The sequence below is a fragment of the Algivirga pacifica genome (assembly GCF_039543525.1).
GTDB classification, from domain to species: Bacteria; Bacteroidota; Bacteroidia; order Cytophagales; family Flammeovirgaceae; genus Algivirga; species Algivirga pacifica.
In genome coordinates this window covers 41,493-54,771 of the sequence record NZ_BAABJX010000042.1, presented here as the reverse complement: position 1 = coordinate 54,771, position 13,279 = coordinate 41,493, and the positions used below count along the sequence as shown (strand labels likewise).

Annotated in this window: 10 protein-coding genes; 4 read left to right on the top strand and 6 right to left on the bottom strand. The window is 41.0% G+C overall.

Going from position 1 to position 13,279, the window contains the following annotated elements:
• Nucleotides 1-83: 83 nt before the first annotated feature.
• Both ABD985_RS13895 and ABD985_RS13890 read left to right on the top strand, forming a co-directional pair.
• Nucleotides 84-2,276: a hypothetical protein gene (locus tag ABD985_RS13895; RefSeq protein ID WP_345372700.1), complete on the top strand. Its 2,193-nt coding sequence runs from the start codon at nucleotides 84-86 to the stop codon at nucleotides 2,274-2,276.
• A gap of 192 nt (nucleotides 2,277-2,468) precedes the next feature.
• Nucleotides 2,469-4,433 (top strand): IPT/TIG domain-containing protein, encoded by a 1,965-nt coding sequence (locus ABD985_RS13890; protein ID WP_345372698.1) that lies wholly within the window; start codon nucleotides 2,469-2,471, stop codon nucleotides 4,431-4,433.
• 334 nt (nucleotides 4,434-4,767) lie between these two features.
• Here ABD985_RS13890 and ABD985_RS13885 read toward each other — a convergent pair whose 3' ends face one another.
• Nucleotides 4,768-5,238 (bottom strand): hypothetical protein, encoded by a 471-nt coding sequence (locus tag ABD985_RS13885; RefSeq protein WP_345372697.1) that lies wholly within the window; start codon nucleotides 5,236-5,238, stop codon nucleotides 4,768-4,770.
• Nucleotides 5,239-5,248: 10 nt separating this feature from the next.
• The gene (locus ABD985_RS13880; RefSeq protein WP_345372695.1) at nucleotides 5,249-6,154 is read right to left on the bottom strand and encodes a PP2C family protein-serine/threonine phosphatase; all 906 of its coding nucleotides are present in this window, start codon (nucleotides 6,152-6,154) and stop codon (nucleotides 5,249-5,251) included.
• A 234-nt stretch (nucleotides 6,155-6,388) separates the two neighbouring features.
• On the opposite strand from ABD985_RS13880, the gene ABD985_RS13875 reads away from it, so the two are divergent.
• Nucleotides 6,389-6,754, top strand: a complete 366-nt coding sequence (locus tag ABD985_RS13875) for a group I truncated hemoglobin (protein ID WP_345372693.1) — start codon at nucleotides 6,389-6,391, stop codon at nucleotides 6,752-6,754.
• 164 nt (nucleotides 6,755-6,918) lie between these two features.
• Here the strand turns inward: ABD985_RS13875 and acs are convergent, their stop codons facing one another.
• From acs to ABD985_RS13860, 3 genes are all read right to left on the bottom strand, one after another.
• The gene (gene acs, locus ABD985_RS13870) at nucleotides 6,919-8,826 is read right to left on the bottom strand and encodes an acetate--CoA ligase (RefSeq protein ID WP_345372691.1); all 1,908 of its coding nucleotides are present in this window, start codon (nucleotides 8,824-8,826) and stop codon (nucleotides 6,919-6,921) included.
• A 286-nt stretch (nucleotides 8,827-9,112) separates the two neighbouring features.
• Nucleotides 9,113-10,906: a sodium:solute symporter family protein gene (locus ABD985_RS13865; protein WP_345372689.1), complete on the bottom strand. Its 1,794-nt coding sequence runs from the start codon at nucleotides 10,904-10,906 to the stop codon at nucleotides 9,113-9,115.
• A 77-nt stretch (nucleotides 10,907-10,983) separates the two neighbouring features.
• Nucleotides 10,984-11,238: a DUF4212 domain-containing protein gene (locus ABD985_RS13860; protein WP_345372687.1), complete on the bottom strand. Its 255-nt coding sequence runs from the start codon at nucleotides 11,236-11,238 to the stop codon at nucleotides 10,984-10,986.
• 151 nt (nucleotides 11,239-11,389) lie between these two features.
• Here ABD985_RS13860 and ABD985_RS13855 point away from each other — a divergent pair, with 151 nt between their 5' ends.
• Entirely contained in the window at nucleotides 11,390-12,280 is an 891-nt protein-coding gene (locus ABD985_RS13855; protein WP_345372685.1) for an esterase-like activity of phytase family protein, read from the top strand.
• Between the two features lie 182 nt (nucleotides 12,281-12,462).
• On the opposite strand, the gene ABD985_RS13850 is transcribed toward ABD985_RS13855, so the two are convergent.
• Entirely contained in the window at nucleotides 12,463-12,990 is a 528-nt protein-coding gene (locus tag ABD985_RS13850; RefSeq protein ID WP_345372684.1) for a hypothetical protein, read from the bottom strand.
• Nucleotides 12,991-13,279: the final 289 nt, after the last annotated feature.

Below are 13,279 nucleotides of genomic sequence, written 5' to 3'. Positions count from 1 at the left end.
ACGCTACGACTAGTGTTTATTGACTGATTAAGCAAAAAGCAATCTAACTAACGGCTTTCAGCCACTTCAACAACAAACAGCTAATGAATCACATTAAACAACTAACGACAGCCTCCTTCCTCTTTTTGATCTCCTTACTTGTCACTACGATGGGAGTGGCACAACAGGACGAAGAGGAAATGATAGAACAAACCGTGCAGAAAATCAGCTCAACGGAAATTCTGGACGCTACTGTGATCAACCATAATCGCAGGACTCAACTTAGTAAGCGTGACGTAAAACAAAACGGTTATCGTCTCCTTCCTTTTTATTTTGAAGAGCCTGATGAATTGCTTGAAATCAGAATCAAGCTCAAAAAACCTCATACTATTGCTTCCGTTAAACCTATTCTTTCTCCTGAATATGAAATTGACGGAGAAATCATCAACGTTAATGAGGAATTCTTCCGAGTATATCTACGATTTACCAATCTGGTTCGTACCAACACACCCTCGTTTACTTTTGCCATCTGGACGATGGATGGGCAAGAAATACTACAGGAACTTAAGTTCTTACCATATACGGAAACCCGTATCGAAATGGCTGACCACACCTATCGTAACAAAACCTTATATGTGGGGGAAGATCAGGTTTTCGATTTGATTAGCAACCATCCAGAGAATATCAAAACAGATAATTTATGGAAAGAATCTGATGGCATCTTCTATCGCATTGCCAACGAACAAGGAAAATTACAATTACATGTGATGACACAAAATAGCCGGGATGATCAGCTTTCTTTTCGTGCCGATACTTATATCCCTCATATCCTGGCGGATACACTATTATACCAGACGAATCCAATCAACCTTACTTTTTCTGTCAAAAGTAGCCGACTAGCCTTTTTGGGTGCCAATCAGAAAGAAATCACCCTAACCAATGAAGCCCTAAGTGAAGGTGTAGAAATCGAAATTGAAAATCACCGTAACCTACGTTTACAAAAGACCTACCGCTTAGAAGAACAAGAAGCCAAGGGAGGTAAGCTCATGGCTGAGCTCTATACTAAGGCACGTTTGAGCAACAACCGTATCCTTTGTGAACTACGCCCTTATAGTACACACGATGCAGCTACAGGATACCTATATATCAAGGATGGGGATACCCCTTTGTTCCTCACCAACTTTACCCTTAGTAAGCCTGCACAGATTCAAAAGGTTAGCATCTTAAAAAGTGGAAGAAACTGGAGCACTAACCTGACGGTCAACCCCGGAGAAATTGTTGACTTACGTATTGAGGGTGAAGAGTTGGACAAGAGTTATTTTAAATTTGCAGGTACTGACGAGATCAAGGAAGACTCTTTGTTGAATACCCCTACCTTACACGAGGTACGTATCCGAATTCCGATGAATATTAATCTATCAGAAATTCCGATTTATGATCATCACAAACCAACCGGGTATAGTCTAAAAGTTCAAGAACATCAAAAACCCCGCAAGTTCGACTTTGTCACTTTAGAATACGATGACCAACACCAATATCGAGTAGATCAAATTGATAAAAATCTCTTTTATGAATCGAATATCAGGGATATTGTACTTTCCTTCAACCCTGCCCTATTGGACCAGCCCAGTAATATGAATGGAAAACAGTATCTGGAGGTTGATGTCAGGGTACTCAATGACAGGATGCAATTGACTGAGATCGCTAAAATTGAAAATTTTGTAGTATGTCCTGACGACAGCTCCCCTCGCTACCAACATTACGACAAAAGTGATTGTACAGCGTCCAGCCTTCGACTCAATGATTACCTGGCGACAAAAACCTATAACCTAGAGGGATGGTCCCGCATAGAGATCAAGGTGAAACACAAAAGAGACAAATACCAAGACACTATTCAGGAAAAGAAAATCACGCTTATCCTAAGCCGTAGATATAACTTTGACATCGATGTTTCTTTTCCTGCCGGACTTCTGGTCAAACGTTTTAATGAAGACGACATTGGTGGCCTTGGGGGGGTAAGTATTGCCGCCATGGCACAGTTTCAGTTCTATAAGAAAGGAACGATTGCCAAACTACAACCTTACCGTATTGGTGTGGGTAGTATCGCACTAAACGCCTTTAACCTGAGTGATGATAATACTGACCGAGACTTGGGATTGGTTACCCTACTATCTCTACATCCTCTGTATAAACCAGGAAGAAAGCTCTCCTTGCCAATCTATTTTGGGTTTGGTTACCTGATTAAAGCCGAGACCTGGTTTGTGATGTTGGGGCCAGGGATACGGGTGAGCATATAATGGATAAAGGAGGAAGGATAAAGGAATAAGGGTATCTCAATAGTGATCCTTCTTCCTTAAACCCCTTTAACCGTAGTACTTAACTGTAAGTTTACTTGGCATTCAGCCCACTAGAAATGTATTTTTTCGCTTATACAAAATACAGCGTGATAAAGTCTACTTTTTATTTAAATTAATAACCTCAAATTCTTTATGTCTAAAAGACCTTTACTCTCGTACATCAGCTTGATGATGATACTGTTTTTTTCATGTCAAGACAATGACTTCTTTTTAAGGTCGGGGCCCCCTACCGTAACTACTGAAAGTGCAATTAAAAATGCAGACGAAGAAGTCATACTCCAAGGGTTCCTCAAAATGAATAATACTGAAATAGAAGCTCTAGGCTTTGAATACGGAGAAGCCGGTGACACCTCAAGAAACGTTGTGTACGTAAAAAACAGTCCTGACAAAGGGAACTTCAAATATGTTATATCTTCCGGATTAAGCAGCGATATCACTTATTTCTACAGAGCATTTATCGTTACGGACTCCAGCATTTACGGAGAAACAAAGAACTTTTCCTTTACGGGATACACCCCAAAGGTCGATAGCCTCTCCAGTAATACAGGACAAGTGGGTGATACATTAAGGATTTACGGAAAACGCCTTAGAGAGAAAACTTTCCCTACCGATATACGATTTGGCAATCACTCCGTCTATATGATTCCCGCTTCCAATGATTCTATACTACAATGCTTTATTTCACACAACCTTCCCATTGATGATAGTACAGCTGTAACGGTGACTATCAACCAAAACGTCAGCAATGCTCATTCCTTCATTCTTAGCACCCCTAGCATCCATCGCTTTGAGCCAATCTCCGGTTTTGATGGAGATGAGATCACGGTCTTTGGAGAAAACTTCAGTAATAATATAGGATACAATGAAATCTTCATCAATGATAAACAGGTGGAGCGATTAACCTCTAGCAAGGAGCATATTACTTTTAAGCTTCCCTACATGAAATTCCATGGTAAACTTCCCATTAAACTATCCATTGGAAAACAAGTTATTTTATCCGAAGAGCTTCTTGAAATAAAAGGTCCGGTGATCAAAAGTTATTCCGCTAATGAAGGGTATTCAGGAGACACGATTTCCATAGTCATGGAAAATATTCAAGAAGACAATACTTTCGAAGTCCTTTTCGGTGATTATACCGCCGATATTATCGAGCACAAGAATGACTCTCTCAAGGTCATTATCCCGAGTGTCTCTAGATCCAGCTTACTCTACAATTACTTCTCTCCTATAAAAGTTATCGTCAACGGTTTAAAAGAGACTAGCTCAAGCACTTCATTTAAAATCAAGCAGCAATGGCATTCAAAAGCAGCCACTCCTTTCTCATGGGGGCATCCATATACAGCTTTTACGTACAACAACCTAGGCTATATTTTGGAGACCAACGACAAAGTATTTTACCGCTACAACCCATCTGTCGATACATGGCAAAGGGAAGAAGTAGTCTTTCCGGGGGAACGAGGTAAACACAGTCTCTTGGTCGTCAAAAGTAATAAATTACTTAAAATAGGTGGTCTTGTCAGAGGGGAACCTTCCCATAACTTTTGGGAATATAACTTTGACACAAACTCCTGGACACAAAAAGAAAATTTGCCGTTCTCTTTCACACGAGCCACTCACTTTGAGTATAATGGGCTATTATATATTCTTACAAATCAAGGAGAAGTTTGGACCTACAACTATTCCTCCGAAGAGTTTACCCAAAAGAATAACCTCCCCATCACCTTCTATGACTTCGCTTTTGCCTTTAAGGATAATCAAAACATCTACCTGATCACTTACGGAAGCAATTGGTTGTACGACCCTAATATGGATAGTTGGCAAGAGAATTCTCAAAATACCATAAGACAATACGATTACCTACAAGCCCCTGTAGGAGTGTATGCTGAAAATACTGCTTATATCCTTGATCAAGGGCAACACTTGCTCCGATTTGACACTCCAAGTGAAAGTTGGGTAAAAGTATCTACATACCCGGGCTGCGGGGGTTCTAACGCTTACAAGACTACATTTACGATAGACGACAAGATTTACTGGGGTGCTACATCCGGTGGTTATGGAGGGTGCACTCCCTTGATGTTTTCCTATCAGCTACCATAGTCATTGTTGAAGGCAAGTATTAAAAAAGATCTTCATCAAAACTATATCATCCCTCTTCGTACATAGTATATGTGAATAGATCAGAAGGCTAGCTATTCTCAGTTAGCCTTTCATTTTTTTATAAAAGTATGTTAACACAACCATTACTTACATGGTGTGGTTGCTTTGTACCTAAAATAACGAAAGTATTTGCTTTCAAGTTACCCATTTCATAACAACTCAAAAGCAAATACTTTCGTCATTTCCAGTCCAAGAAAAATTCTTGGACTAGCATACTTTTGGGGTCCATCCCTAGCAACGATAACTGAGAATAATACTTCAGCATTAATTCTCTTTAACTCTCTATTGCTTCCTGTACACTTGCTTTATACTGTATATCCAGCCTATGGATGATACTCTCCTTATACTCGGCTAGAATCTTAGCTCTCCCTGCTTCTACGGCAAGATTAAAAGCAGGTTGATCCTGCGGCAATACTTTGCGGTGTACCGAAAGCCCCTTACGATACATTTCTTCTTTCCAGCTAACGAAATACCATTCCATTGAAGGTTGATGAAACACACGTAAGTTTTGCTTATCAAAGACAAATTTCCTGATTCCAAACTGTTCAATAAAGGGCTTGATTTCCGTAAAGATTTCCTTGAATTGCTCAATGGGAACATACTGCTTCGTGAGTTCACAAATCAATATACTTTCATCTGGTAACAAAAATACTTTTCCATATGGTTTCTGAATGACTACCTCGAATTTATAAGGTAATAAAGGGAGTACCTCACTAGCAGTAATTTTTACTTCTGAAACTTCCATAAGTTCGAATTTATATTTTAAGTCCTGTAACGACAATATCATCGGTCTGAGGTATTTGTCCCTTCCATTTTAACAAAACCTCAGCAAGGTTATTCTTTTGTGTTTTGAGTGGTTTTTCCGCTATATGTTGTAAAAGTGTAAAAAGTCTTTTGCGGTTAAGCTTACGATCATTCTCACCTCCAAACTGATCCGAGTAGCCATCGGAAAAAGTATAGAACATACTTTCTTCCTTTACATGAATGATATGATTCACTACATCTTCTATCCTTCTATCTGGAGAACCGATGGTATACCTTGCCCCTTTATACACCATGATTTCCCCATTACATACTTGTACCAAAGGACGTTTTGCTCCGGCATAAACAAGTGTTTTTTCATCTGGAGTATACTTGATGATTGCTAACTCGGCACTGTCTGCTGTTTTATTCGATACATACTCCTGTACTAAACGATCCAAATGCCTTATAATAGATACAGGATCTTCTACGTTAAAATGGCTGACAATATGGTTAAGCATACTGATCACAAAGATGGAAAGCATTGCCCTAGGAACACCATGTCCAGTACAATCTCCCACCCCCAAGTAAATACTTTTACCCTGTTGATGGGTCCATACAAAATCACCACTAACAATATCTTTAGGAAGGTATAGAATAAACGATTCAGGAATCAATTGCTGTAGAGAATGATGGCCTACGACAAAAGCATCCTGAATGTGTTTAGCATAGTTAATACTATCCGTTAGTTTTTTATTCGTTGCTATAAGATTTTTCTCGGACTCCCTCAGCTCCTCCTGTAATCGTTTTAGATAAAGAGTAGTCATCTCATACATACTAAGCTGAGAGGCATTCTGTTCTTTCAGCGCTTCATTTTCAAGTTCCAGATGCTTAATATATTCCTCTGTACTTTGTAGCATATTCGCGGGTAGATTATGTTTAATCACTAGAATATATATACCTTACATAGAAAGCAGGCGCTAAATAGTGCATTCTTTGTAAGGTATTTTATACTATTTAGCAGATAATACTACAAGTTTATGCTTTATCCTACCTTTACAGAAGACATTGACTTTCTAACAAGAATATAATTTCCTTTTCCAACAATATTCCATTAAATTATAGGAATATTCATCTTTAATCATTCAAGAACTATGGTAGAACAACAAACACTTTTTGAGCGTATCGGAGGAATGGATGCCGTAAACGCAGCCGTGGACATTTTTTATTCCAAGGTACTGGCCGATGAAAGCATCAGCCACTTTTTCAAAAATACGAATATGGCTACTCAGGCGGGAAAACAAAAAGCCTTTTTGGCTTATGCTTTTGGAGCTCCTATGGCTTATACTGGTAAAAATATGCGTGATGCCCACGCCCATATGCAACTGGAAGAAGCACACTTCAATGCTGTGGCTACGCACTTGGTAGCAACACTACAAGAACTTAAGGTTGCGCAAGAGCTGATTGATGAGGTGGTGGTGATTGCGATGAGTACGAAGGATGATGTGTTGAATCGATAGATTTTTTTATCGATTAGACCTCTTTCTCCTTCAACATTATTTATTGAGCGAGGACGCTCAAAATATGGAAAGGTCGTAGCGAGGACGCTACGACCAGTTCTAGGAATTTTCAATTATTAAAAACCACTCCTTAATAATTAAAAACTCTTCATTAAAAATTAAAATCAATCCGCCTTTTGAAGGGCTCCTTCAATAATCTGATCGACTACTGATGGATCCAGCAACGTAGAGGTATCTCCAAAGTTGCTTACTTCTCCGTTGGCAATCTTTCTTAGGATACGGCGCATGATCTTACCCGATCTTGTTTTCGGTAAGCCTGTTACAATTTGGATCTTATCCGGACGAGCAATTGGACCGATGATATTGGATACCGTCAGCTTGATCTCCTTGATCAGGTTCTCTTCGGTACGGTCTGTAGTATCAGCAATCACATAGGCATAGATGCCTTGTCCTTTGATCTCGTGATCATAACCTACTACGGCAGACTCTACCACTTTAGGGTGCTCGTTGATGGCATTTTCTACCTCGGCAGTACCCATTCTATGTCCTGATACGTTGATCACATCATCCACTCTACCCAAGATACGGTAGTATCCGTCCTCATCACGCTTCACTCCGTCACCGGTAAAGTAATATCCCTTAAACATAGAGAAGTATACTTGCTTACAACGGTCGTGATCGCCATAAGTCGTGCGCAGCATACTTGGCCAAGGGAACTTCACACATAGGTTTCCTTCTACACTATTCCCTTTTAGTTCGTTGCCTTGGTCATCCAATATCGTCAACTGAATACCTGGTAACGGCAAGGTCGCATAAGAAGGCTTGGTAGGCGTAATTCCTGCGATTGGGGAGATCATAATCCCTCCTGTCTCGGTTTGCCACCAAGTATCCACGATCGGACATTTTCCTTTTCCTACAAAAGCGTGGTACCAGTGCCATGCTTCTTCGTTGATCGGCTCTCCTACCGTACCCAATACTTTCAGAGAGGATAGGCTATACCCTTCCAATGGCTCCTGACCGAAGGCCTGTAACGCCCTGATGGCTGTTGGTGCTGTATAGAACTGATTTACTTTATATTTGTCGATTACCTGCCAGAAACGGTCTGGCCCTGGGTACGTTGGCACTCCCTCAAACATCACCATAGAAGCTCCTGCCAGCAATGGTCCGTAGACGATATAAGAATGTCCTGTGATCCATCCTACGTCCGCTGAACACCAGAAGATATCATCTGCCTGGTACTGGAATACGTTTGTAAAGGTAAAGTGCGTATACACCATATAGCCACCACAAGTATGAACCACACCTTTTGGCTTACCCGTAGATCCACTGGTATAAAGAATGAACAACATATCTTCTGAGTCCATGGCCTCTGCCGGACAAGGTCCTTCATTGCCTTGGATCGCCTCATGCCACCATAGGTCTCTTCCTTCTTTCATGGTCACCTCCTCTCCTGTTCTCTTTAGGGTGATCACTTTTTCTACAGAAGTTGTATTTTCCAATGCCTCATCTACAACAGATTTCACTGGGATTTTTTTCGCTCCACGGAAATTTCCATCTGAGGTAATGACCATTTTCGCCTGACAGTCATTAATACGGTCTGCCAATGCCGTAGAAGAGAATCCAGCAAATACTACCGAGTGTACCGCACCGATTCTGGCACAAGCCATCATCGCGATTGCCGCCTCCGGTACCATTGGCATATAGATAATCACACGGTCGCCCTTTTCTACACCCTGCGCTTTCAAGGTATTAGAGAACTGACATACCAAGTCATATAATTCCTGATAGGTAATCGTACGGTGTGCTTCATTCGGGTCATTAGGCTCCCATAGGATAGCCGTTTTGTCTGCACTGGTAAACAGGTGACGATCCAGCATGTTTTCGGTAATGTTCATTTTACCATTGACAAACCATTTTACGCTAGGTTCCTCAAAGTTCCAGTCAACGACATTATCCCATTTCTTTTTCCAATGGAACGTTTCTGCTATTCTCCCCCAAAATTTCTCTGGTTCCAATACGCTCTTTTGGTATTCATGAAAATACCCACTTAATGTTTGAATCTTTAAGTTCATGTCTTGTTATGGTTGTCTATTATTTTGTGTGAAGTTGTTATTAGTATTATCTATAAGAGTACAGGATAAGAAATTGTACTTATCCCGTATTGCTTTAGAGCTTGTTTGGAATACGTCTTCAGATAGAAAATTCCTCTAATCACTGTTCAAATCGACTCAAATTTTCGACAAATAGAACCACTATTATTCTCAAATTTGAATCAATTTGAACAGGCTATAGAAATTTTCTCTATCTAAATCAGTATTCCAAACAAGCTCTTACTGTTTTAGACGCCTTGAATCAAAGCTAATGGGCCAACACAGAAGAAGGCTCCTCCTCTCGTGGCGTACCATCTGATTTTGGGTAACGAATATGTTCCACCATCTCTCTTACTTCCTCCGGTGGTGCTGGTGTAAAGCGTGAGATGATCATAGATACGGCAAAGTTGATCAGCATGGCAATCGTTCCGAATCCTTCTGGAGATACACCAAACCACCAATCTTCTTTAGTTCCTCCACCCAAAAATCCGAACTTATATTTCAAGATGTAAAATAGCATAACGGTCAATCCGACCACCATACCTGCCACGGCACCTTCCTTGTTCATTCGTTTGGAGAAGATCCCCATGATGATCGCCGGGAAGAAGGATGCTGCCGCTAACCCAAAGGCGAGGGCGACTACTGCGGCTACAAAATCTGGTGGATTGATTCCAAAATACCCTGCCACCACCACTGCTCCAGCAGCGGCAATTCTTGCTGCCCATAATTCTCCCTTATCAGAGATATTAGGCTTTAATTGTTTTTTGATCAGGTCGTGCGCTACCGAAGTAGAGATTACCAGAAGTAAACCTGCAGCCGTAGACAATGCAGCAGCCAGTCCTCCAGCAGCTACTAATGCAATTACCCAATTGGGCAATTGGGCAATCTCTGGATTGGCCAATACCATAATATCACGATCCACATATAGTTCGTTGGTGGTCGCCGTATTCACATTACTTAGCAGGCGTTCGCCATTTGCTCCTCGTTGCTCTGTAAATTCAGGCTTGCCCGTCAAGGCTGCTCCTGCGGTGTACTGTATCTTGCCATCTCCGTTTTTATCCGTCCAGGCGATCAGTCCCGTCTTCTCCCAGTTCGCAAACCAAGAAGGTAATAAGCTATATTCTTTATTCGATACGGTTTGTAATAAATTGGTTCTGGCAAAAGCAGAAATTGCTGGTGCAGTGGTATACAGAATGGCTATGAACAATAGGGCATAACCTGCAGATATACGTGCATCCTTTACTCTAGGCACCGTAAAGAAACGGACAATCACATGGGGCAATCCCGCTGTTCCGACCATCAAGGCCGCTGTAATAGCAAAGACGTCAATCATACTCTTGGAGCCACTGGTATAGGCTGCAAAGCCTAGATCAGTACTTAGTCCATCCAACTTATCCAATAAGTAAACATCCGTACCGTTTAAAGTTGCTCCAAAGCCCAGTTGCGGTAGTACGTGCCCTGTCATCTGTATAGAAATAAAAATGGCCGGCACCATAAATGCAAAGATCAGAACACAGTACTGTGCCACCTGCGTATACGTGATCCCTTTCATACCGCCCAATACGGCATAGAAGAGAACGATGATCATCCCAATGACCACTCCCGTATTAATATCTACTTCCAGGAATCGGGAGAATACAACGCCTACTCCCCTCATTTGTCCTGCTACATAAGTAAAGGAAACGAATAGTGCACAGATTACTGCGACAGTACGAGCTGCATTGGAATAATAGCGATCGCCGATAAAATCCGGCACCGTAAACTTTCCGAATTTACGAAGGTAAGGGGCCAGCAATAAGGCTAGCAAAACATACCCTCCGGTCCAGCCCATCAGGTATACCCCTCCATCATATCCCATAAAGGAGATCAATCCAGCCATGGAAATAAAAGAAGCCGCTGACATCCAGTCGGCAGCCGTAGCCATTCCGTTAGCCAGTGGAGATACACCTCCTCCGGCTACATAAAACTCTTTGGTTGAACCGGCCTTGGACCAGATCGCAATGCCGATATAAAGCGCAAATGATAGTCCTACCAGTAGGTAGGTCCAGGTTTGAATATCCATAAGTTTGTGTGTTGTTGTGGTGTGTGTCGTTTTCTAAGTACTTAGAACTTGTTTAGAATACTGATTCAGACAAGCTCTTAGTCTTCTTCTAGATTATATTTCTTGTCCAGTCGATTCATAAGTCGGACATAGACAAAAATCAGGATTACGAAGACATAGATTGACCCCTGCTGAGAAAACCAGAAGCCTAGCTTAAAGCCTCCCATTTGAATCATGTTCAATTGCTCTACGGCCAGCACTCCAAAAACATAGGATACCAAAAACCATATACCCAGCAATACAGCCAGGTAAAAGAGGTTCTCTTTCCAGTATTGTTTGACGTTTTGTTGCATGTTATTTAATCGTTGTTAGTTGTTTAATAGGTTTCCATTACGACAATCAAATGCCACAATATTATATTGGAAATATTACATAAATAATAATTTTATTTCACATAAACACTTATAAATTGCAAGTATTCCTTATTCTAATTGTATTTTCCCTATGAAAAACCTGTGGTTACTTTTCTGTATTCTCCCCTCTTTGGTCTCTGCCCAGGAGGTTCTTTTTTCTGAACTACCTCCTGCATTGCATCAGCAATACGAGCTTTCTGCCATGGATAGCAGGGACGACACTTTATACATTATGTCTGAGAACTGCGCGACAGTATTTAAATATTACCCTGATACAGAAACACTTACTATTCTTCCGTTAACTTTAAGCGATCAGGAGTATGACATCGAAGGGATTGCGCTCTACCAACAGTACTTATTCTTCAGCAATGAAGCATCCAATACGATACATCTACTCGATCTCCACACCGGAAAAGAACTCCCTTTGGACGTCGATTCCTCTTTCGGCCCATGTCAGGACTTCAAAAGAGGAAAAGGCATTGAAGGATTAGAAATCGATGAAAAAAGAGGTATCCTATATGCGCTAAGGGAAAGTAACTTCTGGTTCTCAGAAGCCTCTCTGTACTGTTTTCAGATCGAATGGAAAAATGGTCAATGCACCTTAAGCCTCTTGGCAGATCATGAAGAGTTCTTACTGCAGCTTCCCGATGGAGAAAGGTATACGGATATGGCACTCATGCCTAACTCCAACGAACTTTATCTATTCAGAAGTAAAAGAGGAACTTATGGTATGGACATCCTTCCTTTAGCCCAAATCAATGGACTGCCTACTCAGGAAGAACTTTCCAGAGCAGATTTTAGGCAACATAACTTTTCTGCAGCTATCAATACCCAAGGAGAGAAGGGGTACAATACTAATGTAGAGGGCATTGCTCCCATCGGAGATATCCTCTACCTGATTAGCGATAATGTTTTTGGAGAAGGAGATTGTGGAGAAGAAGGGAGTAAGCCTGTTTTTGGAAAAATTTTTAATTTTCAATAGACTTTATCACGGTTTGTTTCATGTAAGTAGAAAATACATCCTTGGGGAGCCGATGTAGTAAATCGCTTGGTCCAAGAGCAATTCCTTACTCGTGCCTCGTTCGGAATTTGAACTCTTGGACCAGTTCACTGCTTTTTCCTGCTTATAAACAACGAACCGTGATAAACCCTATTTTTCATTCTTCATTCTTCATTCTTCATTAACAATTGACCTACTCTCTTTTCCAACCCTTTGCGTATTCCTGGTGAAAGCGTGGAGAGGTATTCTTCTTCCAACAGATAGGTTAGTTCTTCTTTCAGTTCCGGATATTTTTGAATAATCGCCAACATAAGGTTCATCGCCATAGAGCGTACCGAAGGAATTTTTCCAATGCTCTCCCAAATCTGAACGGCATAATCAAACAACTCACCTTCCTGCTCTTCATTTAGCGTCAGCTCTTGTATTCTCTTTAATAGTTCTCGCTGATAACCATCGGATTTATCGGGCAAGGTAGCGATCAACTCTCCTACCCGTTGCTGTAGTCTATACTTGTCAGCTACAAACCCCAATAACCAGGCAGCCCTCCACCCTTCCGGATGTCGGCCTGAAACGGCTAAGTCAATCAGCTCTTCAGTCCATTCGGGATGTTCGTTCAAGATGGCGAGCAGCTGCTCTTTGGTGTGGCGTTGAGTGAGTAGTTCAGATAACATACTATTTATTTTTATACCCATGGCGGTGCCATGGGCTATGAAGTAATATTTAATATAATGATGCCATGGGCTATAGGTTAATATTTAATATAACCGTGTTATGGGCTATAAGCCAATAATCAATATAACGATGCTATGAGTATGGCTATTATTACCAAGCTCCATCGTACTTTTTTAGGAATTCTAACATTTAGTAGAAGCAATGAGTGACGACAATTAGCATTAACACATATTACCTCTTTGAGTACTTCTATTAACAAGTGCCAAAATAAGTATTTATGACACGAATAATAAATGAATATATATTCAC